Source organism: Glutamicibacter arilaitensis (assembly GCF_044793945.1).
In the GTDB taxonomy this organism is placed as follows: Bacteria; Actinomycetota; Actinomycetes; order Actinomycetales; family Micrococcaceae; genus Glutamicibacter; species Glutamicibacter arilaitensis_B.
Genome location: NZ_CP084994.1, coordinates 2,387,089 through 2,413,287, shown reverse-complemented (window position 1 = coordinate 2,413,287; position 26,199 = coordinate 2,387,089). Strand labels below are relative to the sequence as shown.

Below are 26,199 nucleotides of genomic sequence, written 5' to 3'. Positions count from 1 at the left end.
CCTGGGCGGTCAACGCTCTTTGGGCTTATCTCAAGCTCGAAGAATTGCGTTGGCCGCCCAAGGTCTGTCTCGACCACGGAACAAGACCACGGTTTCAAAGCGCCATATCGTGGCGGTTCTTGACGCCATCGGGCAATTACAGATTGACTCCATAAACGTGGTTAGCAGGGCGCACTACGTACCTTTGTTCGCTCGGCTCGGACACTATGACACTCAGCTGCTTGACGCGCTGGTATCTCAACGGCACGGTCCGGTAACTGAATACTGGGCGCATGAGGCAAGCTACGTGCGTAGCGAGCTCGTGCCGGCCCTGGTGCCTTGGCAACGGCGGCGCTGGGTGGATCGCTCGGAGCATTTCGACGACGCCATGAATAATCTGAGCGTCCGTGTGATGGATCACCTGGCGTTATATCCGGGCACCAGTGCACGTCAGTTGAGTGTCTCCCTCGGGGTAAACCCCATGAAGGATCGAAATCACTGGGGATGGAACTGGAACGACACCAAGCTTGTCACGGAAGCATTATTTGCTCAGGGCAAGATTCTTGCCTTGGGTCGGAACGCGCAATTCGAGCGTCTATTTGCACTGAGCCAAGACGTTTTGCAGGAGCTGCCGGAAGCCGTTCAGAAGGATAAAACTCAGGCGTTAGATCGGCTAGTCGTAGAGTCGCTTACTGCTCAGGGAATAGGTACGACGCATTGCGTTGCCGACTACTTCAGATTGCCAGTGAGGGAGGTGAAAGCAGCTCTGGAATCGTTGGCTGACAAGGGTTTGGTGGAACGGTTGCAAGTCGAACGCATAAAAGAGACGTGCTACATGATGCCGGGCACGAAGACCCCTCGGAAAATTTCAGCGGACCTACGCTTACTGGCACCATTTGATTCGATGGTGTTCAACCGCAAACGACTTGAACGTTTCTTTGATTTTGAATACCGGGTGGAAATCTATGTGCCCAAAGAGAAACGTCGTTATGGTTATTATGTTTTCCCGATGCTTTACGGCGAGCGGTTCGTTGGTAGGGTCGATTTGAAAGCCGATCGTGCGAAGAGCGAACTGCAAGTAAACTCGGTGCATTACGAGGCGCACGCGCCAGAGGAAGTTACTGTTGCCTTGGAATTTGAACTCGAACGAATGGCGCGCTGGCTCGCCTTAGACAACGTGAGATACAAACTGTGAACAGCCTGTCAGTGCAGTTTCTATTTGCATGCAGAACGCCAAACCACCCCGGGAAATAGCAAATTGTGCTGTTTCCCTCACGTAGACTAAAGACGCCAGAATTTACTGTGCTTGAGATATTGGGAGCTACCACGTGGCATCATTGCTAGAACGTATTTTGCGTACCGGCGACAAGAAGATTCTAAGGACTCTTCGAACTTACGCCGACACGATCAATACGTTGGAAGACGAATTCCGCGAAATGTCGGACGAGGAGCTTAAAGCCGAAACCGATAAGTTCCGTGCTCGTCTAGCAGAAGGCGAAACTCTTGAAGCCCTGCTTCCGGAAGCATTCGCAGCGGTTCGCGAGGCCTCGGATCGAGTATTGGGCATGCGCCACTTCGATGTGCAGCTCATGGGTGGCGCAGCTTTGCACCTGGGTAATATCGCAGAGATGCGCACCGGTGAAGGTAAGACCTTGGTTGCGACTGCACCGGCTTATCTCAATGCCCTCAGCGGCAAGGGCGTTCACGTGGTGACCACCAACGACTTCCTCGCACAGTATCAGTCGGATCTTATGGGACGCGTTTTCCGTTTCCTCGGCTTGAGCTGTGGTTGCATCTTGTCCAATATGGATCCAGCTGCACGACGCAAACAATACGAAAACGACATTACGTATGGAACGAACAACGAATTCGGGTTCGATTACCTGCGTGACAACATGGCATGGAACAAGGCTGAACTTGTCCAGCGTGGGCATAATTTCGTGATCGTAGATGAGGTCGACTCGATCCTGATCGATGAGGCCCGTACTCCGTTGATCATTTCTGGCCAAGCCTCCGGCGACGTGAATCGTTGGTATACCGAATTCGCCAAAATCGTCAAACGCCTTGACCGTGAGGACGACTACGAAGTCGACGAAAAGAAGCGCACTATCGGCGTGCTGGAAACCGGTATTGAGAAGGTCGAAGACTATCTTGGCATCGAAAACCTATACGAATCGAATAACACCCCGCTGATCGGGTTCTTGAACAACGCTATAAAGGCCAAAGAGCTGTTCAAAAAGGACAAGGATTACGTCGTAGTCAAGGACGAAGTCATGATCGTCGACGAGCACACCGGACGTGCCCTTGAGGGACGCCGTTATTCCGAAGGCATGCACCAAGCCATCGAAGCCAAAGAAGGCGTCAGCATCAAGGCTGAGAACCAGACCTTGGCCACTATCACCTTGCAGAACTACTTCCGTATGTACGGGAAGATCTCAGGCATGACCGGTACGGCGCAGACTGAAGCCGCCGAATTTATGAGCACCTACAAGCTTGGTGTTGTCGAGATCCCAACCAACCGGCCGGCCATTCGAAATGATCAGGCAGATCTGATCTACAAGAACGAAGTCGCCAAATTCGCTGCGGTCGTCGAGGATATCGCTGAACGCCACGGTAGCGGACAACCCATACTGGTGGGTACCACCAGCGTAGAAAAAAGCGAATACTTGTCCCGCTTGCTCTCAAAGGGCGGGATCCGCCACGAGGTGCTGAACGCTAAGCAGCACGCACGCGAAGCCGCCGTCGTTGCCATGGCGGGTCGGAAAAACGCGGTCACCGTCTCCACCAATATGGCCGGTCGTGGTACCGACATTATGCTCGGTGGCAACGCCGAGTTCTTGGCAGTCGCCGAAATGGAACGCCGCGGTTTGGACCCGGAGAACCATCCGGAGGAATACAACACGCTCTGGGACGAAGTCTTTGCGAAAGCCAAGGCCACCGTATCTAGCGAAGCCGATGAGGTTACCTCGCTTGGTGGGCTGTACGTGCTTGGCACCGAACGTCACGAATCGCGTCGTATTGACAACCAGCTACGCGGTCGCGCGGGCCGTCAGGGTGACCCTGGCGAGTCGCGTTTCTACCTTTCGATGACCGATGACCTGATGCGTCGGTTCAACTCGGGTATGGCCGAGCGCATCATGAATAATCCGTCGATGCCAGACGATGTGGCTCTGGAATCCAAAATGGTTTCCAAGGCCATCGAGTCCGCTCAGGCGCAGGTCGAGGGCGTAAACGCCGAACAGCGTAAGAATGTCCTGAAATACGATGACGTGATGAATCGGCAGCGCGAGGCAATCTATGCTGACCGTCGCGCGATTCTTGAAGGTGCGAACATCGATGAGAAGGTTAGCCACTTCCTCGAAGACGTCGTTACATCCATGGTCAATGAGGTCACCTTGGTCGGTAACCCGGACGATTGGGACCTGAAGCAGCTGTGGACAAATCTCAAGCAGATTTACCCGGTCGGTCTCACCATCGATGAAGTTGTCGAGGAAGTTCAGGGCGTTGGGCACCTAACTCCAAAGTTCTTGGAAACCGAGATCCTCTCGGACGCTAAGTACCAGTACGAACTGCGTGAAAAGGCTATCGGCTCCGAAGTTTTGCGAGATCTCGAACGCCGTGTGGTACTTTCCACGATCGGTCGTAAATGGCAAGAGCATCTGTACGAGATGGATTACCTCAAGGAGGGTATCGGACTGCGTGCCATGGCACAGCGCGATCCGCTGGTTGAATACCAGCGCGAGGGTTACACCATGTTCCAGACCATGATGGAATCCATCCGTGAGGAAAGCATCGGAACTCTGTTCAACCTCGATGTGCCATCCGGCTCGGAAGCTAGCCAAGAATCATCCGGTGTAGTTGCCGAACCAGCAGCTCCGAAGAACCTGCAGTTCACCGGTCCTGACGAGGATGGCGAGGCCAGCACTCAGGCCAAGCAAGCTTCGAACCCGGCTAAAGCAGCGAAAAAGAACAAGCAGAACAAGCGTCGCTAAAGCATCTCGACGCTAGTGATTTGCCACCGTCCGTGCCATGGCTCAATTCTGAGAGCCACTGCACGGACGCGGTGTTTAAAGGCCACGATGACTGAGCACTCGTAGGCCCCGGAAATCGTAGGCCATAAGTGCAACGAACGTACTTCGCCGTGGCTGGTGCCCGGCATTGGCTGGACCGTGTAACCACCGGTCTGCAGCATTGCTTGGGCGCGAAGTTTTTTCACACATTCAGGTTCCATGACAAAAGCTAGTTGGCTCACCGAACGGTATCCAGCGACGATCTCGAAGACAGCTCGGGACACCGAGTGTGAGAGTTCGATGATTGTCTTACGCTCGGATGATGCAATCGCCGGTCGGTGAAATATGCGATCCATTGCCAGCGAAATTTGCTGTGGTGACGTGTCGGCACTGGGCCGGCGATGCTCCGAGACGAAGCGGAACGGCGTATTGGGACAGGTGCCTGCCCTGCTAGTTCGTGACGGGCTGATGCGCGTCTCTGATTCGATGCTCACCGTATTTTCCTCCTTAGCTGATTTTGGGTAACTGAAGTTCGATCCCAAGCCGCAAGAGATTTGGGTTCTCGCCAATCACTTCACGATTCAACTCGTATATTTGTGGCCAGAGCTCTGCAATTTCCGCGGGGGACCCATGGCCGTCGAGCAATTCGTTGGCGATACTCCACAAGGTTTGTCCGGATGCGACGACTGCGTAATTCGGTTGAACTGAAGTATTTTTTCGTTCATTCCCCGAACCCATGAGCCGGTTCATGGGAATGCTCAGCGAACCGGACAGCCAGCCCGGGGTGGGGACTTCGGTTGTTGGCTGCGTAGAGACTTCGTTCGGGTTGTGCGGCAGGGATGCCAGATCCCCGGTTTGGTAGTGCGAAATTTCGGTGTGCGGAGTCGTCGCGCCGTGGGCAAGAGTGGTTCCGGACAGTGCCAATGTTGTTCCTAAGATCGAACCCATTGCGCGGCGAGTCAGGTTCGGGGCCAGTCGGCTCAACAATTCCAAGAAACCAGCATGTCCGTGGCGTGCCGCGTAAATCGCTATGCGGAGCGACCCGTGCAGGATCAGGTAAATGCCAAAGAGTGTGCCAATTCCAAGTAGGAACAGCACCAGCATGTTCTGCGAGAGAGCGCCAGCCGGGTCGTAGCGAGGCCGTGTGCGTACGGTCCATTCGATCAAAACCAACAGGATGACCAACGCAGCACCGGTTAGCAGGCCGATTATGATTGTCCTTCTTTGCTGGAACATCCTTGTCGCCTCTTTAGGTAGCATTTGATGTCATTTGATGCTGTTTAATATAGATGATGACACTTTAATTGTTTTTAGGGAAGAGGGTTTCCAGAGAAACTCTTCTCTCGTAAAGTGGGCGCATGCGGTGGGAATCACTTTTCGAAGATCTTGAGGCGCAGGCCGAAGCCCAAATTGCGGCACAGTTCCGCGAAGAGGTAGCGGAGAATATTCGTATTGAACGCGCTAGCGAGCAAATGCATGAACGGATGCTTCGGCTCCAAGGAACTGTGGTTACCTTGAAGCTGGTCGGAGAAATCGAAGTTACCGCAAGGCTAGGACCCGTCGGCAAGGATTACTTCTGCCTTGAAAATGAAGGGAAGCGTTGGCTTGTAAAGAACTTGGCGCTGCGTTCGCTGGAGATGTCGGAAACCGGATCCAACCTGGCAAGTCACCTGTCGCAAGTCAAGTTCTCCGCGGTGGTCCGGGGTGTATTGCGTGATCGCCATCGAATCTTGGTTTACGACATTGGCGGGAAGCCATTAGTCGAAGGAACTTTGACGCAGGTAGGTAGAGACTTTCTCATCGTTGCGCTTCATCCCAGAGACGAATACGCGCGCGATCGAAGCATTAACGGCTATCACCTGCTGCCACTGGAAACGGTTGGCTGGGTCCAAATCGTCGATGTTTCATGATCCACAGGCCTCGGAGTAACTCTTCACACCGACCGAAAGTTGTCGTAGGCTCTCGAAACAAGTAGCGTCAGTCGGCAAAGGACAGGGCATGAGCGGCGAACAGAGAACCGGTACAACTCGTCCCACGAGCGCACCGCGAGTCAAACGGCCGACGTGGAAAGACCCGAGATTAGCTCTGGGTGCGGTCCTGGTAGTGGCTTCAGTGGTTGGCACGGTCTATCTCGTGCGCGAACTAAACCACACTACAGAGGTTTATGTGGCCGGATCCAATATCACTCTGGGTGAGGAACTTTCAACTCAAAATCTTCGTACTGAAAATGTGAAACTCGGCGAATCCGGTCTTCAGTATCTTGAAGCAAAACCGGAACTTATCGCAAATGCCCGAGCCAATACCTTTATTGGAGCCGGAGAATTCATCCCGAATAACTCAATTACGCACAACGATTTGGGCTCCCGCAGACCGATCAACATTGACCTTCCCGCAGACCTCACCCCGGCGATCACTCCGGGTAGTTTCATCGACGTATGGATTGCCCAACGCGAAAAGGGCGGTTCGGCATACGGAGTCCCAGAACAGTTGGCGAGCATGGTGGAAGTCTCTGCACGTGTCGCCCGGGCGGGCGGACTAGTGAATCAAAACGGTACCAACCTGGAGCTGTTGGTCGAGCCGGATCATCTCGAACCACTGCTTCAAGCCTTGGCCAACGAATCGAGAATTATCGTGATCTACAATCCAGCCGGTACCCAGCAATGAGTATCTCCGTGGTGGTTGTGGGCAATGACGAACAGGTTGTGCGCCAGATCGAGGGGTATCGGGGCGAACTGATGGTCACTCGCGTGTGTGAGGATATTGCGGAAGCTATCGCTGCCTGCGCGGTGGGGGTGGCAAACGTGCTGTTGGTGTCCGGGCGGGACCTGCTGCCACCGCAGGAGCAGATCGACGCGGTGACTTCTCAGCAAACGGTGCTGGTGCTGCTCGACGAAAAACCGCGAACCGATGGCATTGTCCAAGGAATGCTTGAAGTCGACGCGAGCATGCCCATGCTGGAACTCGAATTGCTCGTGGTGCAGGCGCTTCGTGAATTGAAGCAGCTGGATGTACTCGGCGAAGGGCAGAACGCCGAAGCCGTTGAGCAAGACAACTCGTCGACCGGAAAAATTGTGTGTTTCTGGGGCGCGGCGGGCTCACCAGGCCGAAGCACGGTGGCGCTGAACTACGCCGTCGAAGCCGCCCTGGTAGGAAAATCCGTGGTGATACTGGACGCCGATACTTTTGCCGCGTCCATCTCCATACAGTTGGGTTTACTCGATGAATCTGCATCCATTGCGCAGCTTTGCCGCGTGATCGACTCGGGGTCACGCGAACCTGCGCGACTAGAGGCAACCTGCTTGAGCGTCGAAGTTGGTACTGCAGTGCTAAAAGTCGCCACGGGGCTGCCTCGCGCGAGCAGATGGCCAGAGGTTCGAGCCTCGGCGCTACGTCGTGCGACTAGTGTCCTGCGTGAACACAATGACTTGGTGGTGCTAGATGTGGCGTCTCCGCTGGAATTGGACGAACAACTGAGCTTTGACACACAAGCGCCACAGCGCAATGCAGTCACAGTGGAGATGCTCCGCTCCTCGGATGAAGTATTCATGGTCGTAGCCGCAGATAGTGTGGGGATTCCCCGTGCGCTTCGAGCAATCGATGAATTGGCCGATCATATCCCCGGAGTTAATCTGCAGATTGTTTTCAATAAACTCGGGACTGCGAATACCGGGCATAGCCCTAAACGACGTCTTTTGGAAACCTGGGATCGATTCGGGCCGAGTCATTCCATTGCTGGATATCTGTCCCAAGACGTGGTGAGCTGCAACGCGGCATTACTTGCAGGATCACCCTTGGCAGAAATTGCCCCTAAAAGTACATTGCGTACTGAAATAAGGGGTTTGCTGGGCATTAAATCCACAGAAAAGAGACTGAAGCGTCTGAGTCGTCGAATCGGCTGAAAGCATGGTCTTCGACACACGAAAACACGGTAGTGTGGTTTCTATCGAAGATCCGCAAAGAAGCGGATTAATTAGAACTTCGTTCTTGGAGGCGTTCACTTGAACTCGTCGGAATCCAGCATGTCAGAATCATTTATGGATGAGACACTCACCTCGCATTTGGTGAGCGAGTACTATGGCCAAATCGCTAGAGAAGATGTTGCGGCGTTTACGCCCGACGAGCTCGAAGCGCGAGTAGCTGCACACTTGGAAATCGGATATGGCCGCGACGTTGATTCGGCCAACGTATCTATCACCCGCAACAATGGCGTTTCGGTGGTATATATTGTCACCGACGATATGCCGTTCCTGGTTGACTCGGTCACCGCGGAACTGGTCCGCCTTTCAGCCCCGATCCAGCTCGTTGTTCACCCGACTTTTGTAGTCTCGCGTGATCGAGAAACTGGATTAATCAAAAAACTGTCGCACACGGGACTGCAACACGTTGCCAGTGGCGATACAGCTGCCTTGTCCGATATAAGCATGCTGACCTCAGCCGACACGCACACCAAGGTTGAATCCTGGATTTCGGTAGAAGTCGCACGAGATCTCTCCGACGATGAAGCAGCAACAATCGTTGAAAACTTACAGACGGTCCTTGCCGACGTGAGAATTGCAGTCCAGGACTGGCCAGCCATGCTAGACCGCGCAAAGGACATTGCCCAGACGCTGCCGCAGACCGCTAACGCAGGCGAGATCGCTGATCTGGACCAGGCGGTGGAGCTACTGAACTGGATGTCCGACGGACGCTTCACATTCTTGGGCTACCGCGACTACGATCTGACCACGGAGCATGGAGAAGACGTTCTTGTTGCCCGCGAAGGAAGCGGGCTGGGGCTCATGCGATCCTTGGAACACCAGGGCCCGCAGCACCTGACCAAACGTGGTCGTGCGACAGCCCGCGACAAGCGCGCTTTGATCATCACCAAAGCGAACTCGCGTTCAACGGTGCACCGCGGAGTCTACCTAGATTATGTGGGTGTCAAGAGCTTTGACGCCAATGGCGACGTCAACGGCGAGCGTCGATTCATTGGGCTCTTTGCTTCCAAGGTGTACACCTCAAGTGTGAAGACCGTACCGGTAGTTCGCGAAAAGATCGAAGCGGTCCTGAAGAGTACTGGATTCGCGCGAGACTCGCACTCCGGCAAGGACATCGTCACGATCCTCGAGTCTTACCCGCGCGATGAGATGTTCCAAATCTCGGTCTCCGACCTGACCGAAATTGCCTTGGGTATTCTTCGATTGCAGGAGCGTCGCCGTACCTCGGTCTTCCTTCGGACCGATGCATATGGGCGATTTGTGACGGCAATGGTGTATCTGCCACGTGACAGGTTCTCCACCGACGTGCGTCAGCGTATCGAAAAGGAATTGGAATCCAGCTTCAATCCGGTGTCCACCGAATATGAGGCACAGCTCGGAGCCGGCGCATTGGTCCGGTTGTTCTATCGACTGCGCCTTCAGCACCATGGGCTGACCCCCGTGGTGGATCGCAAGGCATTGGAAAACCGGATTGCTAAGGCAGTTCGTTCCTGGAACGATGCGATTACCGACACCGCCCGGAATAGTCTCGAACCGGGCGAAGCCAACCACCTGGCTAACTCGTGGGCTGGAGCTTTCCCCGCAGCATACAAGGTGCAATTTGAGATTGAAGACGCACTGGCCGATATTGACCTGCTCGCGGAGCTTGATGCGCCGGATCACCAAGGACCAGTCGTATCCTTCTACGACGCAGCTAGCGATGAAGACTCCATCGTGACCAAGCGAATGAAAATCTTCGTAGACCGACCGCTGCTACTGTCACGAATCCTGCCGGTATTGCAGGATTTGGGTCTCGACGTAGTCGATGAGCGCCCTTACGAGCTGAACCCTGAAGGCATCGGCGAACGATACATCTACGACATGGGTCTGAAGGTGGATCCAGAAGTAGATTTCAGCAAGGTCGAAACCAAACTTGCCGATGCCTACTCTGCGGTGGTTCGCAACGCCGCCGAATCGGACAAGCTCAATGCTCTGGTGCTGCGTGAAGGGCTAGATTGGCAGGAAGTAGCCATGCTTCGGGCCTACGCTCACTACCTGTTGCAGCTTGGCGTTTCGAATTCCACCGGATTTATCGCATCTACGCTGGTCAATAATGCCGCGGTAACACACGGTATCGTCGCGTTGTTCCATGCCACTTTCAACCCCTCGCTCTCCGCCGAGGCTTCAACTTCGGCACGGGATCAGGCCCTGGCACAAATCGACGAGGCATTGGAAAATGTTCCTGCCTTGGACGCTGATACACTGCTTCGCCGATTCGTAAAGGTCATTGAAGCAACGAAGCGGACAAACTACTACACCGAACGTCTCGCGTTGGCATTCAAACTGGCACCCGAGGAGATCGATTTCGCTCCGTTCCCTCGACCGCGGCATGAAATGTGGGTCTATTCGCCACGAGTTGAAGGTGTGCATTTCCGTTTCGGCGCAGTTGCGCGCGGTGGTCTGCGTTGGTCCGACCGTCGAGAAGACTTCCGCACCGAGGTGTTGGGTCTGGTCAAGGCGCAGATGGTCAAGAACTCGGTAATCGTTCCGACCGGCGCAAAGGGTGGTTTCTACGCCAAGCAGCTGCCAAACCCGGCGGTTGACCGGGCCGCCTGGATGGAGGAAGGCAAAGCTTCCTACCGGATCTTTATCCGGACCTTGCTGGATTTGACCGACAACCTGGTCACTGATGAAAACGGCGAGCACGTTGAATCACCAGCAAATGTGGTGCGCCGCGACGCGGATGACACCTATCTGGTAGTGGCCGCGGACAAAGGCACGGCAAGCTTCTCTGATATCGCGAACTCGATCTCGCAGGAAAAAGGCCATTGGCTGGGTGACGCCTTCGCCTCGGGTGGATCCGTAGGCTATGACCATAAGGGCATGGGCATTACCGCCCGCGGCGCTTGGGAATCGGTAAAGCGGCATTTCTTCGAGCTAGGTCTGGATACCCAGCGCGAACAGTTCACCGCTGTCGGCGTAGGTGACATGTCCGGCGATGTCTTTGGCAATGGACTTTTGCGCACCCGAACCGTGAAGCTGGTAGCCGCATTCGACCACCGCGATATTTTCCTTGATCCAACACCGGAGCCGGAAGCCGCATTTGTCGAGCGCCAGCGCCTGTACGATCTTCCACGCTCCAGCTGGGCAGACTACAGCAAGGAACTGATCTCCGAAGGCGGCGGAGTCTACTCTCGCAGCCTCAAATCGATCCCAATCAGTGCGCAGGTACGTGGCATCCTGGGCTTGGAGGCTTCGGTCACCAAGCTGAGCCCTAACGAATTGCTCAAGGCAATTCTGTCCGCACCAGTAGACCTGCTCTACAACGGCGGCATTGGAACCTATGTGAAATCCAGCGCTGAAACTCACGCCCAGGTGGGCGATCGAGCTAACGACGCGATCCGAGTCGATGGCGACGCAATCCGGGTCAAGGTCATCGGCGAGGGTGGAAACCTGGGCATGACGCAGCGTGGTCGCATCGAGGCAGCTCGCAGTGGCATCATCCTCAATACCGACGCCATCGATAACTCTGCGGGTGTAGATACATCGGACCGCGAAGTAAACATCAAGATCTTCGTTGACCGACAGATCAAGGCAGGTAATCTCACCGCCGAAGAACGCACCGACTTCCTATTGTCGATGACGGATAACGTGGGCGACCTGGTGCTACAGGCCAACTTTGATCAGAACGTGCTGCTGCTCAACGAAAAGCATGCCGCCAAGGTCTGGGCTCCGGCCTACGAACGACTGATGCAGTGGTTGGAGAAGAACGCTGACCTGAATCGCGAGTTGGAGTTCCTGCCAAGCAGCGACGAGTTGGACCAGCGTAAAAGTGCTGGCGAGGTGATGACAACGCCGGAAATTTCGGTGCTGGCCGCTTACGCGAAGATTCAGCTCGCTCATGCTCTGGCTGAGTCCGATCTCGCGGATGATCCGTATTTTGTTGCAACCTTGCGTCGCTACTTCCCGCAGCAGCTAGTCGATCGCTTTGGCGATCAGCTGGAAACTCACCCGTTGCGCCGGGAAATCATTGCGACAGTTGTCGCCAATGACATGATCAACATCGGCGGAGTCACCTATGTCTTCCGAGCCATGGAAGAAACCGGCGCCAACGAAGTGCAGATCGCCAAGATGTTCACTGCATTGCGTGAAATCTATGGTTTCGACCGCCAGTTCGCCGCGATCAACCTCCAGCCTGCCGGGACTGACGTTGAGTACTGGGGAAGGCAACATCATGACATGCGTCGCCTTCTGGATCGTACAACTCGCTGGTTCATTAACCGTGCAAACCAGCAACAGCCGGTTGATGAAACTGTTGGCAACTATGAACCGATCGTCAGTGAATTGCGCCAGAGCCTACCTTCACTGTTGAGTGGGTCGGATCTCGAACGCTACACCGCATGGCAACAAGATGCGATCAGCAGTGGGATCGACGAGCATCGAGCAAGCATGTGGGCTTCGCAGTTCGAATCCTATACATTGTTGGATATCGCAGAGTTGGTTGGTCGTACCGAGTATTCGGCACAGCAGGTCGCCGAAACCTACTTCGTGTTGTACAACCAATTCGGTGCCGATGACTTGCTCAACCGGATCACCAAGCTGCCGCGTTCGGATCGTTGGCAGGCGTTGGCCCGTGCAGCAATGCGTGACGATCTCTACACGACGCTCATTGATCTGACGACGAACGTGTTGGACAACGGAGCTGAGATTGCCGACCCGACAGAGCGTGTTGCAGCTTGGGAAGAAGCAAACACGGCTAACCTTGATCGTGCGAAGACAATGTTTGCTGAAGTAAACAGCCTTGGACGCGACGACATGGCGTCGCTGTCTGTAGCCCTTCGCCTTCTGCGTTCCATCGTCCGGAGGTAACACCCCCTAATGGCCCTCATCACCGAGCAACTCCGTCAACAAGCAAACCTCGGGCCCGGTGATGAGGACTGGCTCCACCTGCTGGTGGGGGACTGGCAACTAATCTCAGATCTGGCGTTCGCAGATCTCGTGCTTTGGTTCCCCACCGGCGATGGGTCCTATATTGCGCTTGCGCACGTAAGGCCTTCTACCTCCCACACCGTGTTTCACACCGACTTTGTGGGGGAACGGATCCGTAAGGACCTGCGCCTGATGGTTGATCAAGCCTGGGACAGCCAACTCGTGCAAAAATCGGCTGAGCAACCAAGCGCTGATCTGATTTCTGGTTTAACTTCGGTCCAAGCAATTCCTTTGGTACGTCAGCACCGCCCAGTGGCCGTGATTACCTCACACTTTGATCCAAATCAGGCGCGTACTCCCTCGAACTTGGAACTGGTTTACCGGCAGAGCGCCGAGGACCTACTGACCATGGGTACTCGTGGGCTATGGCCGGATTTCGCAAGCCCAACCGGCTCACGTCGTGGAGCGCCACGTGTCGGTGATGGCTTCATCAGGCTCAGCGTCAACGGCGTGGTCGAATACGCCAGCCCGAATGCTGTGTCGGCTTTCCGCCGTCTCGGGGCGGCTGAAGTTCTTCAAGGCCAGCCGCTCGCGGATCTGACCATGGCGCTGGTTAGCGACCGTCGCGTTGTTGATGAGACTCTACCTCTGGTACTGCAGGGCAAGATGCCATGGCGTACTGAAGTCGAATATTCAGGCGTCACGCTGTCTCTGCGTGCAATCCCGCTTCGAGATGAATCAAAGCGGTGGGGAGCCCTAGTGCTTTGCCGCGATGTCTCGGAACTTAGACGTCGAGAGAAGGAGCTGGTCACCAAAGACGCCACAATTCGCGAGATTCACCATCGAGTAAAGAACAATCTCCAAACTGTTGCGGCCTTGTTGCGTATGCAATCTCGGCGGATGAGCTCCGTTGAGGGCCAACAAGGACTTGAACAGGCGATGCGCCGCGTTTCAACTATTGCGTCGGTTCACGATTTTCTATCCAAAGGTCTGAACGAAACCGTAAAATTTGATGATCTGATGGACCGCCAATTCCGGCTCATCGTTGAAATTGCTTCACCGGGCCAGCGGGTAGCCACGCGGCGAGAAGGCGAATTTGGAATGCTCGATGCCGATTTGGCCACGCCGTTGTCGTTGGTTATCAATGAACTGGTGACAAATGCGGTGGAGCATGGACTGGCACACAGGGACGGAGAGGTTGGACTGCTCGCGAATCGGTACCGCGGCCATGACGGAAAGGATTGGCTGCGCGTAGTGATTCAAGATGATGGCCACGGCCTGCCAGAAGGTCCACGGCGCGAGGGTCTGGGATTGCAGATCGTACGCACATTGGTCACTAGCGAATTATCTGGCGAGATTCAGTGGATGCAATCTGAACCGCAGGGAACAAAGGTTGTCATTGAAATGCCGCTACACCGCAATCGGCGTGAACAATATACGGCCTAGACCAACAAATAGCTTGTTAAATGAGTGTGGGGCAAGTTCCTTTGGAACTTGCCCCACACTCTTTGGTTCTAGCTGTACTGCTTCATCAGTGATTTGACGCTCGCGACATAACGTTTGGTGTCTTCGAACATCCCGTACTTTCGAACTCCGCCGAGTCCCTGGTAGTACGAGGCAATTGCATTGTCCAAGCTGTCGGTATTGTCCAGATTGAAACGTATCGTGGCCACACCGGCAGTGACATTGTCTTGTGGCTTCAACAGATTCAGATCTTGCCCCAGACGGGATGACATCCATTCGCCGGTGCTCGGAATGACCTGCATGACGCCAAGAGCGTTGGCAGGGGAGACAGCACGCATATTGAAGCCAGATTCCTGCATGGCATGTGCCATGGCAAGTGCCGGGTCCACACCCATGCTGTTGGCAGTCGAGCGGATCATGGCTTTCATTTCATCACGGCTTGGAACCGAGACGGAATCTAGATAGTCCTTGTTCTGATTGGCGTCATTGACGGTGGCATCCGGGTAGGTGCGACCTTCAAAGGTATTGCCGATCTTGCGGTCTTTCTTCTTCTCGACATTGCCGTTTGGCTTCACCGAAGAGCCTGAGATCTTGAGCTTTTCACCGATCTTCAGCGGAGATTGGGTGCTTACCTGAGGGTTCAAATTAAGCAATGCCGACAGCTTCATATTATGCTGGCCGGCGATACCACCGAGGGTGTCGCCGCTTTTCACAGTGTAGGTAGAGTTACCGGACTGCTTCGGCTCGCTCTTCTTCTCGGTATTGTTGGAGCTCGAAGAACCACCAGAAACGATGAGTTTATCTCCCGGGTAGATGTGCTTACCGGCGCCGATGTCGTTCTTGCCCAACAACGCTGAGAGGCTCATGTTGTGCTTGGCTGCAATGCCACCAAGAGTGTCGCCGCTCTTGACCGTGTAGGTCGACGTGCCCGAGTCCGACTTAGGGCTTGGGGATTCAGACTTCGAATTATCGCTCTTTGCCTGGCCCTTTACTACAAGTTTGTCGCCCGGGAAGATCGGCTTCGAAGCGGAAATATTGTTCTTGCTCAACAGGTCCGAAAGGCTCATGTTGTGCTTGGCTGCGATGCCACCAAGGGTGTCGCCGCTCTTGACGGTGTAAGCAGACTTGCCCGAACCTGAATTTTGGTTATTGTTTTGGGTCTTGGTCTCAGAAGACTTGCCGTTGCCCGAAACAGTGAGCTTGTCGCCGGGGAAGATCCGCGTACTAGCTGAGATATTGTTTTTGCTTAGCAACGAAGACAGGCTCATGTCGTGCTTTACGGCGATTGCTCCAAGAGTATCGCCATTTTTGACTGTGTAGGACGAGCTTTGAGTGCTCTCAGACTTCGACTTCACCTTTGACGAGGAAGCGTTGCCCGGAACTTTCAGAGTCTTCCCGGCAACAATAACGTCGTTCTTCAGATTGTTGAGCTTCTTCAGCTCGGAGACTGAAGTGTCATATTCTTTGGCAATGCTCCACAACGATGAGCCTGGCTCGACCTTGATTTCCTTGGTGCTGCGTTTCGCAGGCAGCCCCATGGTCGAAACACGAGAAGCAACCAGATGCGCTTTGATTTGGTTTTCAGCGATCTTGACGGTTTCGGGTGAAACGCTTTTAGGCGACAAAGAGTTTAGGTTCTGCGGCAACTGGACAGGTGCCGCCTGAACTGCGGGGGCTAAGGCCAGGCTGCCGATCACTGCGGCGGGTATAGCCGCGCCTGCTACGATGCCTAGCGCATGCTTAGCTGCATAGCTCGATTCGTTGGGCATGGAGTTAATCCTCAAATCAGTGGTGTAGGTAACAACTTTCACTCGAACCGTGCTAAGAAACAGCACCAGTGTTGTTCGTGTGGCAATTGTTATCAAAGTGATACATGAAAATTTACACTACTAGTGTGACGCATGGAAACCATTGGGGCGCGTCGGAAATAAAGTTTCTGCGCCGTTCACCAAAATGTGGGAACCTTTAGAGGTGAATGAACTTCAAAAAACCGTTGGCCAGTGGCTAACCTTGCCGGACTTAGCCGAAATTCTTGACGTCGATATTCGACGTGTACATCGCATGCTCGATGAGCGAGCGATCATCGCAGTACGGATTGGTGAGCGAAACGTGAGGTCAATCCCCGCCGACTTCGTACTTGACGGTGCCGTCGTGGAGAGCCTCAAGGGAACGTTATCGGTGCTTCTTGACGCCGCCTATTCAGATGAAGACGCCATCAAGTGGCTATTCACCGAAGATGAATCGTTGCCAGGAACCCCAATGAATGCCTTGCGCACAGGACGCAAAACAGAGATTCGTCGTCGTGCACAGGCTCTCGCCTGGTAGGCGGGTGGACTCGAACATAAAGTTTTCATAAACGAAAGGTCTCGACCACGCCAATTCATTGGACGTGGTCGAGACCTTTGTTATCTGACTGAGACTCTGGCTGAGTTGCGAACTCCACCATCTGCACCGAAAAGTATGTTCGCTCAAAATCATTGGAATTCCACAATAACTCGTCAAAGACCTTCTCAGCTAGCGATCAATAATGTATCGAGCTTGCGGAGGGCCGGAGGCTCTATTTGCTTCGCTTCGTGACTGCGTCGCTGAGATAATGCATCCCGGCTAAAGGCAGCGGGGCGACATCGATGCGTGCAAGTGCGGCCAGTGACTGTTTAGTCAGATCGCTGATGCTGGACTCTGTCTCACTCAGCGCACCGGACTCCTGCAGTATCTTGCTCATCTTGGCAACTTCCATATCGCTTAGGCTATTGGCACCAAGCCGCGTCTGGATGAACTCGCGATCCTCAGGGACGGTCAATGCCAAGGCATGAGCGATCAATTCCGTGCGCTTACCTTCGCGTAAGTCGTCGCCAGCCGGTTTTCCGGTGACCGATGGATCGCCAAAAACGCCGAGGACATCATCTCGCAATTGGAAAGCTTCTCCCAACGGCAAAGCGAATGCACTGTAGCTTTCTAGAAGTTCGTCGTTCGCATTGGCCAATGCTCCACCAAGTAAGAATGGATTCTCGGTGGAGTACTTTGCGGATTTGTATCGAACGATGGTGCGAGCGCGTTTAACGGCTTCGGCCGGATCGTAGGCAGAGCCAGCGGACTCTTCAAGAACGTCCAGATATTGTCCGGCCATTACTTGTAGTCGCATCTTGTTGAAGATTGCTCGGGTACCGGGTGTTAAGCAGTCTATGTCTGCAAACACTTCTTCACTTAGAGATAGGCACAGGTCGCCGGTGAGGATCGCACTGGCAACCCCGTATTGGGCTGCATCGCCAGCTAATCCGAGCGAAGAATGCTGAGCCTCAAACCGCTTGTGTACGCTGGGTTTGCCTCGACGAGTATCTGAGTTGTCGATAATGTCATCGTGGATGAGCGCTGCACCCTGGAAGAGCTCGAGTGCTACTCCCAAGTGAACAATATTTTCGTCCTCGGGATGTCCGCCAGCACCGAGAAAACCCCAATAGGCGAACAGGGGACGCAGTCTCTTTCCGCCACGAGTTAGATCTTGGATGCTATTGACAATCTCCGCGGCACTTGAAGTAATTTGCGCTACTTCTTCGCTCTTCGAAGACAAGAAGTCTTCCAGACGATTGGCCACTGCATCGGTGTATGTGCGACTCACCTCGCTAGCTTCTGACACGAGGGCTGACAGAGATTCAGACGGCGACATGCAAAACCATTTTCTAAGCGTGAACTGCTAACGGATAACTTCAACTCTACCGTCATCTTTATGGGTTGCTAACAGTGCGCAGGTTGATACCATATTGGAGCGCTATTGCTTGCCAGCGATCCGTCGGTGAAGCGCACTAGACTATAAATATGTCAGCCCTGGAAAACCGCGCGATCTTGCATGTAGATATGGATGCCTTTTTCGTGTCAGTAGAGTTGCGTGAACGTCCAGAGCTGAGGCACGAACCTGTGATCGTCGGATTTCCAAGTGGCCGAAGCGTAGTTCTATCTGCATCCTATGATTGCCGGGCACGTGGGGTGCGTTCGGCCATGCCGATGAGTCAAGCCATCGCGCTGATGCCGCAGGCAACAATTATTGAACCGCGACATGGCGCGTACTCTGCAGTTTCTGCCCAGATCATGAATTATTTCGAGACCATTACGCCTTTAGTCGAACAGGTAAGTATCGACGAAGCATTCCTTGACGTCACTGGAAGTATGCGGTTGCTTGGAGGCCCGGTCGCCATCGCGCACAAAATTCGCGCTCACCTAGCCGAGAAATTAAACCTTCCCTCCAGCATCGGCATTGCTCGAAACAAATTCGTTGCAAAGTTAGCTTCTACGCATGCCAAGCCCAATGGCCTGATTGTCGTCGCACCAGAACGAACTACGGAGTTTCTGCACCAGTTGCCAGTCTCGGCGATGTGGGGCGTCGGGAAAAAAACTGAGGAACAACTTCACGCACTCGCGATTGAAACTATTGAGCAATTAGCCGAGGAGCCCCAAGCGCGTATGATCCAACGCTTTGGTGAGCATGGTCGTTCTTTGCATTTACTGGCACATGGCATAGATAACCGACCAGTTCAAACCACCAGGGAAGAAAAAAGCATTTCTGCCGAACATACCTTCGCCAACGACATTTCGGACCTCGAATTGCTGGAAGAGGAATTGCTCAGACTCGGACACCGGCTTGGCCAGCGACTTCGTGCCGCAAACAAAGCCGCTTCATCAGTAGGCCTAAAACTGAAGTATCAAGATTTCACTGGCATATCCCGAACCCGTACTATGGCGATGCCGACTGACTCGTCCTCCACAATAAGCCAAAATGCCATCGAACTATTGCGTCGGATGACTCCGTTAGCTCAATCAGTTCGGCTTGTAGGCATAAAGGCGGAAAGGCTAAGTGACCCTGATTTGGGCATTCAGCTAAGTTTGGATCCAATAGAGGGGAAAACTCGCGAAGCGGAGAGGGTTGCGGACGAAATAAGTCAACGTTTCCCAGATTCCGGATTAGCTCCGGCTCGCTTCCTTCGACCCAAAGATAAATAGCTTTAATCAGCGCAACTATGAAGTTGCCTGAAAGAGGTGAACATCAACTAGCAGGGTAGCGGTAAAAGAGACTATCCTAATAAGTAGGTAGCAAATACCGATTGGAACGTTTCCAAGTGGTTGTGCGTTATACCTGTAGGCGGTGGACGACCGCTACAGCAGTTATTGGAAGGAGAAGACGATGCCGCTATCAGAACACGAGCAACGTCTGTTGGAGCAGTTGGAAAAGCAGCTGCACGAAGACCGCCGCTTCGCCTCCAGTATGAAAGCCCCAGCAAGTAGTGGTCGCCTTTCAACTCGCAACATTGCGCTCGGCGCGCTTCTGGTCATCGCTGGACTTGCCGGTCTAATTTTTGGTATTTCGCAGCAGCTGATTATCGTGGGCGTTATTGGTTTCGCGGCAATGTTCGGCGGAGTGTTGCTCGGACTAGCTAAATCCGCAGCGGGCAAAGTTGGTGGCGCCAAGAAGCCAGTAGATTCAAAAACATCCGGTCCGGGAAATTCGCATTTCATGAGCGGTCTGGAAGAAAAATGGAATCAGCGCAAGCGGGATCAATCTGACGGCTAGAATCCTTTTTTACGAGGTGTAACCCTTTACTGGGGTTGCACCTCTTTTTCTTTTAACAATTTTTGTATCGACACGCGCTATATCGATTCTCGGCAGATTCCTAGGAAACAGATAAACGCTGAATCTCAACGTCACCCCACTTTCCTCCCCATCTCCCTCCACTGCCTTCCCTGCTCGCTCAAAAGCCCAGAAAATAGCGGTATCTCGGTATATTCGCGTTCAATTTCCGACCTGAGCTTAGTCGCGCTCATCGATCCCTCCACAACACAAGCTGGGAAAAACCCGCCAAAACACGCCATTTTTTATATCCAACTCCTCGCGAAAACGGTTAGTTTGCGTTGACAGTGGAGGGTTGTGGAGTAAAGTGGAGTGCAGTAGAGGGAATTATAGTTTCCGACCACTTCGCGGGAAAGGCGGTGTGTATGTTCCTTGGAACTTACACGCCTCGTCTCGATGAAAAGGGTCGGCTGATTCTCCCTGCTAAATATCGTGACGACCTGTCTTTTGGACTCGTGCTGACTCGAGGGCAGGAGCGCTGCATCTATGTTTTCAGTCAGCGGGAGTTCGAGAAACAGCATGAGCAATTAGCTCAGGCATCGCTTACCTCGCGTAAGGCTCGTGATTATGCACGTGTCTTCCTATCTGGAGCTTCAGACGAATTGCCAGATAAGCAAGGACGAGTCACGATTCCTCAAGTATTGCGAAACTATGGTGGCCTTGACCGCGAAGTGACGGTCATCGGTGCGGGCAACCGCATTGAAATCTGGGACACCACCGCATGGCAGCAGTACTTGCAGGAACAGGAAGACGTATTTTCCGAAACGGATGAAGATTAAAGATCCATCAGGATCCGGTTGACATCCACAACAAGTAACAGCGCTGGGTTGAGATCTCCAGCCACCTTCAGGGGGACTTGCTCTGGCTCCACTTCCCCGGAGCCAGATCGACGCTCGCCGCTGCAAGGTTGGAGGGGGATCTGAATGCAGCGAACACGACGAAAGCGAAAGGGGGCGCAGTGCCGAATCAAGATTCTCAACGACCCGCATCGGAACGACACGTTCCGGTATTACTGGATCGATGCGTCAATCTCTTGGCACCGGGCATCGAGCGCGCGAACGCCGCTGGACGCAAAGCAATAGTCGTGGACTGCACCTTGGGGATGGGCGGGCACTCCGAAGCCATTCTCCAGCGTTTCGACAACCTCCACTTAATCGGTCTCGACCGTGATGAGCAGGCCCATGAGCTTGCAGGTGCGCGGCTGAAGCCCTTTGCTTCTCGCATTGACTTGGTTCATGCGGTGTACGACGAAATCTCGGATGTTGTCGAAGACCTGGGATTCCCGGGAATCGACGGTGTTCTCTTTGATCTCGGCGTGTCTTCGCTCCAACTCGATGAGCGAGAACGCGGATTCGCCTACTCCTACGACGCACCGTTGGATATGCGCATGGACACTTCGGTAGGACCAACTGCCGAAGATCTAGTCAACGACTTGGATCGCGAAAAGCTACTGCGCATTATCAGACAGTGGGGCGAAGAGAAGTTCGCGGGACGAATTTCCACCGCAATCGTCGAAGCTAGGGATAAAGCACGAATCACCACAACCGCTCAACTGGTGGAAGTGATCCGGACGGTCGTTCCAGCTGCTGCCGCTCGTACCTCGGGACACCCTGCCAAGCGGACCTTCCAAGCGTTGCGTATTGCGGTCAATGAAGAGCTCGATGTTTTGGAGCGGGCTATTCCTGCTTCTATGTCCTCGTTGAATGTTGGGGGCCGAGTGGTCGTCATGAGCTATCACTCTCTTGAAGACAAGATCACCAAACGCCACTTCGTGAAGGGCTCAACTTCCTCCGCACCTCCGGGCTTCCCGGTCGAGCTAGATGAGCACAAAGCTGAATTCAAGGTTCTGACTAAGGGCACCGAGAAGCCGAACGAAGCTGAAATTGCAGAAAACCCACGCGCTGCATCGGCCCGCCTACGGGCGGTCGAAAGAGTTCTGAAAAGGAGCTAGCCATGAGCCAACGAGCCCAACGTCGAGTACAGAAGTCTGTCGCTATGACCGCCCAGCCGGTTGTAGAAGGTAGTGCTGCTCGCGATGTTCGCCCGGAGCCAGTGGCAGCAAGCGAACTGGCGGGGAACGATCCTCGGCAGCGAGTCACGCTCTCGCTCGTTCCGCGAATGAACGAGACTAACAAGCGCTCTATGCTCGTCATGGTGATCGCCCTAGTTCTTGTGGCCTTCTCCGTTATGGTCACGCTCGTCCTCATGAACACCTCGGTCGCACAGCGCCAGTACGACATCGTCTCTTTGCGAAATCAGGAACGCGCACTCTCTCAGGAGAACCAGGCGTTGCTGAAAGAGGCGCAGTCCCTTTCTGCGCCACAGGCGCTCGCAAAGAAGGCCAAGGAGATAGGTCTAGTGGCTCCGGGAGCTCCAGGCCTTGTTGACCTGACGGACAACAGCATCACGAAGTCAGCGGATAAGGCAGTCAAGGCAGAGGGAAATGCCGCAAACTATGCGACACTCCCGTTGCCAGGCCAGAATATCCGCGAGAAGGCTGAAGCCAAAAAGGTCGAGTCGAAGGCACCTGAGCCTACTGTGGGGAAAAACTCCAAGGACGAATCCAAGACTTCTGACGAAGCCTCGGATTCTAATAACTCCACGAAGACCGAAGTGAAGGACGAAAAGGCATCTCGCAAGGTTGCTGAAGACGGACGTCCCGTATTCAATGACAGCGAGCTCAATGGCGGCACGATCCCGGCACCAATGATCAAATCCCCGACGAACTAGCTTTCGCTTTCTAAGCTAGGAATGCGGCGGTAATTCTCGCTGTCAAGAAACCACGTTGAGGGGACTGAGTATCACCGTGAACTCGACCGTACTGGAAACCGCAAAAAAGCGTATGCGCTTTTTGCTGATCCTATCTTTGGCAGCGCTCTTAGCGATTGCTGGTCGACTCTTCTGGGTGCAAGGCATAAACGCATCCACCGTAGCCGACGCCGCCCAAGCCGACCGTCAACGCGAAGAAGTCATCGCTCCGACTCGCGGTTCAATTGTTGATCGCAACGGAACCCTATTATCAGTTAGCGTGGATCGCTACGATCTGGTGATCGATCAGCGCGATCAACGAGATCAAATCCGGCGCGCTAAGCGCGATGGAACCAACGGCAGCGAGTTTATCGATTGGGATCAAGCGATCAAGGAACTTGCAGAAATTCTTGAGCAGAACCCCGAGGATCTTGCCAAGTCGGTTCAGCCGCAGAATGACGCCAAACCCAAGGGGTACGTGGTTCTTGCGAAAGGGGTCACCCCAGAAGTCAAAAACGAAGTCATGGAAGTTGGGATCCCTCGCCTGTCGCCATTGCTGCGCAGCGAACGGCAATATCCACAAGGCGTAATTGCCGGACCATTACTTGGCTTCGTTCGCAATTCCGAGGACCAGACCTCTGTGGTCGGTGCCGAAGGGCTTGAACTGAGCCAGGAAGAGCATCTCAAGGGAACCAACGGCAGCCGTAAGATCGAGGTGAGCGCCGACGGAGTGCGTATCCCGGTCACCGAAGTTGAAGAAACCCCTGCCGTCAATGGCCAGGACGTGATGCTCACCATCGATTCCGACGTGAACTATGTTGCTCAGCGAGAAGCAGAAAAGAAGCAGAAAGAATTCAACGCCGAATGGGTCTCGGTAGTCGTCCAAGAGGTGAAGACCGGCAAGATTCTTGCTATCGGCGACTCGGCGCAGCTGGATCCGAATGACCCAGGCGCCACAGATCCAGAATTCCGGCGTTCGGTGGCCATCACACGAGCCTTTGAACCAGGCTCCACCGGCAAGGCTGCTATCTTCGCCGCAGCGATTGACAAAGGCGCAGTAACTGCCGAGACCGAAATGCGAGTGCCGAATAAATATACGGTCACTAAGGAGACAATCCACGACTCCTTGCCGCACGCAACCTACGACATGACGGTAGCCGGCATCTTCGCCAGATCGTACAACACCGGCACGGTGATGGTGGGCAACAAGCTGACCAACAAGGAACGCTATGACTACATGCGTAAATTCGGGTTGGGAAGCCCGATCTACCTTGGTCTAAATGGCGCTAGCGCCGGTCAGCTGGCAAAACCTGAAACCTGGGATCGACGTCAGCAGTACACCACGATGTTCGGCCAGGGTTATTCCCAGACGGTGTTGCATACTGCATCGATTTTCCAAGCCTTGGCGAACGGCGGCGAGCTAATTGCTCCGAGCCTCATCGAGGGGTACAAGAACGAAGACGGTAGTATCACCAAACCTGAAACCCCCAAAACGACACGAGTTGTGAAAAAGGCGACATCTGCAGAGATGCTCAAACTCATGGAAGGTGTCGTGGAATCTGGGACCGGTACTAAAATGAAGATACCGGGCTACCGTGTAGGCGGAAAGACCGGTACCGGCCAGGCCGCAAGCGACAAAGGCTACGACGGGTACAGCTATTCGTTTGCCGGCGTAGCGCCATTGGATGACCCGCAGTACGTTGTGGTGGCAACCATGTACCGCCCACAAGGTAGCTGGAAGAACTTTTCGGTCGCCGACACGTTCACCGAGGTGATGAGCCACGTGCTCAACACCTACAACGTGGCACCAAGCTCCACTAAATCTGAGTCGTACGACGTCTTCGTTGGTAAGGAACAAAAGAAACCTTGGTAGTTCAGGAATCAGGCACGCCACGCGAGCTGGAACGATATTTGCGGCCCCAAACGGTCAAAGGAATTAGCTTTGACCGCCTGTGCGTGACGGTTGACGCTACTGCGCAACCCGACGGTGCCGAGCTCAACCCACACGTTACCGGGGTGAGCCTGAACCCTCAGATCGTCCAGCCAGGTGATGTGTTCCTAGCGATTTCGGGCGCCAAGCGGCACGGGGCAGAGTTCCTCGCGGCAGCACTCGAACATGGGGCAGTGGCCCTGATTACAGATCAAGCAGGACTGGGCTTCTTGCCAGCGCGCTTGAGCATCCCCGTAGCAGTAGTGAAGAGCGTACGTCAGATCGCGGCCCGAGCCGCTAGCAGCGTATACGGCACAGATATGCGTTGCCCGCAGTTGCTGGCAGTGACCGGTACCAATGGGAAAACCACGACTACCTTCATGATTCGCGCGATTACCGAGGCCTTGGGGAAGCATTCGGGTCTCGTGGGCACCATCGAAATGTCTGCTCGCGGCCAGATCATCCCAAGCGTGCTGACCACTCCGGAGGCGACGCAACTACACGGTGTCTTGGCTCGGATGCAGGAACAAGAAGTTTCCACGGTGGCCATGGAAGTGTCCAGCCATTCATTGAGCTATGGCCGTGTCGACGGGCTTCGTTTTGCTGTCTCCGGATATACCAACCTCACCCAAGACCACCTAGACCTGCACGGTTCCATGGAAGATTACTTCCAGACCAAGGCCGAGCTGTTCGACGCGCAGCGTAGCGAACGCGCGGTGGTGATGGTTGACGACCAGTACGGCCAGCGCTTGGCCGAGCAGGCCTTGATCCCCACCGAATCGCTGAGCTTGGACGCTTCCAACGAAACCGCTGACTGGAGAGTCTGCGACTTGGAGCAAAGCGCGCTTGGGCATAAATTCGCCATAGTGCACCGTGACGGACGAACTCTGCGTGCTCGTACTGGGCTACCGGGACTGTTCAACGTCGCCAATGCTGCATTGGCTACGCTCATGGTGCTTTCCAGCGGAGTCGACTTCGATGCGCTGCAACAGGTGCTGGAGGAGTACGAGCCGCTGTCCGTATCGGTCCCGGGCCGCATGCAGGTCATCAGCGAATCCCCGGTTGCAGTTGTGGACTTCGCGCACAATTCCGATGCCCTGGCCAAGGCCCTTGAATCGGTACGCACCGGAGAGCAGGGAAGACGAATCATCGTCTTTGGCGCCACCGGCGAACGCGATAAGACCAAGCGACCGGATATGGGTGCGGTAGCCGCACGCCACGCCGACATCGTCATCGTCACCGACGATGACCCGCACGGAGAAGACCCCGCCCCGATTCGCGATCAAGTCGCCGCCGGAGCGCGCGCGGTTATCGAGGCAGAGCGCGGCCAGGTGCAGCTCTACAACATCGCGCCACGCGCTAAAGCCGTAGAGTTCGCTGTGAGTTTGGCTGGGGCCCAAGATGCGATCCTCGTTGCCGGTCGCGGACACGAAGTCAGCCAAGACGTAGCGGGAATTGACCTCGCGCTAGATGATCGCGTCGAATTGGCCAATGCCCTAAAACTTCATGGATTTGTGACCATTTACTAGCTCACAGAAGTCCTCGACCACGGCCGCTCAAGTGTAA

19 protein-coding genes are annotated in these 26,199 nt (G+C 54.5%); 15 read left to right on the top strand and 4 right to left on the bottom strand.

All coding sequences use genetic code 11. The features are described from left to right. Positions 1-109: 109 nt before the first annotated feature. Together LG294_RS11330 and secA are read left to right on the top strand one after the other, a co-directional pair. Positions 110-1,174 carry a winged helix-turn-helix domain-containing protein gene (locus LG294_RS11330; protein ID WP_404285766.1) on the top strand — a complete coding sequence of 355 codons (1,065 nt, stop codon included), beginning with the start codon at positions 110-112 and terminating at the stop codon, positions 1,172-1,174. 133 nt (positions 1,175-1,307) lie between these two features. Further along, positions 1,308-3,971 (top strand): preprotein translocase subunit SecA, encoded by a 2,664-nt coding sequence (gene secA, locus LG294_RS11325; RefSeq protein WP_404285764.1) that lies wholly within the window; start codon positions 1,308-1,310, stop codon positions 3,969-3,971. On the opposite strand, the gene LG294_RS11320 is transcribed toward secA, so the two are convergent. Then, complete coding sequence (locus LG294_RS11320) at positions 3,968-4,483, bottom strand: Rv3235 family protein (RefSeq protein ID WP_404285762.1); 516 nt, start codon at positions 4,481-4,483, stop codon at positions 3,968-3,970. The two genes, secA and LG294_RS11320, sit on opposite strands and share 4 nt — an antisense overlap. A 13-nt stretch (positions 4,484-4,496) precedes the next feature. Beyond that, on the bottom strand, positions 4,497-5,225 hold the full coding sequence (locus LG294_RS11315) for a hypothetical protein (protein ID WP_404285760.1): 729 nt from the start codon (positions 5,223-5,225) through the stop codon (positions 4,497-4,499). Between the two features lie 122 nt (positions 5,226-5,347). On the opposite strand from LG294_RS11315, the gene LG294_RS11310 reads away from it, so the two are divergent. The 5 genes from LG294_RS11310 to LG294_RS11290 all read left to right on the top strand — a co-directional run bounded on the left by LG294_RS11310 (position 5,348) and on the right by LG294_RS11290 (position 14,320). Next, complete coding sequence (locus tag LG294_RS11310) at positions 5,348-5,899, top strand: hypothetical protein (RefSeq protein ID WP_404285758.1); 552 nt, start codon at positions 5,348-5,350, stop codon at positions 5,897-5,899. Positions 5,900-5,987: 88 nt separating this feature from the next. Continuing rightward, entirely contained in the window at positions 5,988-6,653 is a 666-nt protein-coding gene (locus LG294_RS11305) for a hypothetical protein (RefSeq protein WP_404285756.1), read from the top strand. Beyond that, positions 6,650-7,888 (top strand): CpaE family protein, encoded by a 1,239-nt coding sequence (locus LG294_RS11300; protein WP_404285754.1) that lies wholly within the window; start codon positions 6,650-6,652, stop codon positions 7,886-7,888. Before LG294_RS11305 ends, LG294_RS11300 begins: the two co-directional genes overlap by 4 nt. A gap of 120 nt (positions 7,889-8,008) precedes the next feature. Continuing rightward, the gene (locus tag LG294_RS11295; RefSeq protein WP_404285752.1) at positions 8,009-12,814 is read left to right on the top strand and encodes an NAD-glutamate dehydrogenase; all 4,806 of its coding nucleotides are present in this window, start codon (positions 8,009-8,011) and stop codon (positions 12,812-12,814) included. A gap of 9 nt (positions 12,815-12,823) precedes the next feature. Then, positions 12,824-14,320, top strand: coding sequence for a sensor histidine kinase (locus LG294_RS11290; RefSeq protein WP_404285750.1), 1,497 nt, complete (start codon positions 12,824-12,826; stop codon positions 14,318-14,320). Between the two features lie 68 nt (positions 14,321-14,388). Here the strand turns inward: LG294_RS11290 and LG294_RS11285 are convergent, their stop codons facing one another. Beyond that, the gene (locus tag LG294_RS11285; protein WP_404285748.1) at positions 14,389-16,107 is read right to left on the bottom strand and encodes a LysM peptidoglycan-binding domain-containing protein; all 1,719 of its coding nucleotides are present in this window, start codon (positions 16,105-16,107) and stop codon (positions 14,389-14,391) included. A gap of 202 nt (positions 16,108-16,309) precedes the next feature. On the opposite strand from LG294_RS11285, the gene LG294_RS11280 reads away from it, so the two are divergent. Then, on the top strand, positions 16,310-16,663 hold the full coding sequence (locus tag LG294_RS11280) for an Rv2175c family DNA-binding protein (protein ID WP_404285746.1): 354 nt from the start codon (positions 16,310-16,312) through the stop codon (positions 16,661-16,663). Positions 16,664-16,895: 232 nt separating this feature from the next. On the opposite strand, the gene LG294_RS11275 is transcribed toward LG294_RS11280, so the two are convergent. Next, the gene (locus LG294_RS11275; protein ID WP_404285744.1) at positions 16,896-17,954 is read right to left on the bottom strand and encodes a polyprenyl synthetase family protein; all 1,059 of its coding nucleotides are present in this window, start codon (positions 17,952-17,954) and stop codon (positions 16,896-16,898) included. A gap of 197 nt (positions 17,955-18,151) precedes the next feature. On the opposite strand from LG294_RS11275, the gene dinB reads away from it, so the two are divergent. The 7 genes from dinB to LG294_RS11240 all read left to right on the top strand — a co-directional run bounded on the left by dinB (position 18,152) and on the right by LG294_RS11240 (position 26,162). Continuing rightward, positions 18,152-19,330 (top strand): DNA polymerase IV, encoded by a 1,179-nt coding sequence (gene dinB, locus LG294_RS11270; RefSeq protein ID WP_404285742.1) that lies wholly within the window; start codon positions 18,152-18,154, stop codon positions 19,328-19,330. A gap of 142 nt (positions 19,331-19,472) precedes the next feature. After that, positions 19,473-19,898, top strand: a complete 426-nt coding sequence (locus LG294_RS11265; protein WP_404285740.1) for a DUF3040 domain-containing protein — start codon at positions 19,473-19,475, stop codon at positions 19,896-19,898. A 422-nt stretch (positions 19,899-20,320) separates the two neighbouring features. Continuing rightward, positions 20,321-20,734, top strand: coding sequence for a division/cell wall cluster transcriptional repressor MraZ (mraZ, locus tag LG294_RS11260; protein ID WP_404285738.1), 414 nt, complete (start codon positions 20,321-20,323; stop codon positions 20,732-20,734). Positions 20,735-20,913: 179 nt separating this feature from the next. Then, the gene (gene rsmH, locus LG294_RS11255; RefSeq protein ID WP_404285736.1) at positions 20,914-21,906 is read left to right on the top strand and encodes a 16S rRNA (cytosine(1402)-N(4))-methyltransferase RsmH; all 993 of its coding nucleotides are present in this window, start codon (positions 20,914-20,916) and stop codon (positions 21,904-21,906) included. A 2-nt stretch (positions 21,907-21,908) separates the two neighbouring features. Next, positions 21,909-22,685, top strand: a complete 777-nt coding sequence (locus LG294_RS11250; protein WP_404285734.1) for a hypothetical protein — start codon at positions 21,909-21,911, stop codon at positions 22,683-22,685. Between the two features lie 76 nt (positions 22,686-22,761). After that, entirely contained in the window at positions 22,762-24,576 is a 1,815-nt protein-coding gene (locus tag LG294_RS11245) for a peptidoglycan D,D-transpeptidase FtsI family protein (protein ID WP_404285732.1), read from the top strand. Further along, entirely contained in the window at positions 24,570-26,162 is a 1,593-nt protein-coding gene (locus LG294_RS11240) for a UDP-N-acetylmuramoyl-L-alanyl-D-glutamate--2,6-diaminopimelate ligase (protein WP_404285730.1), read from the top strand. The genes LG294_RS11245 and LG294_RS11240 overlap by 7 nt, the downstream gene beginning before the upstream one ends. Positions 26,163-26,199 lie beyond the last annotated feature (37 nt).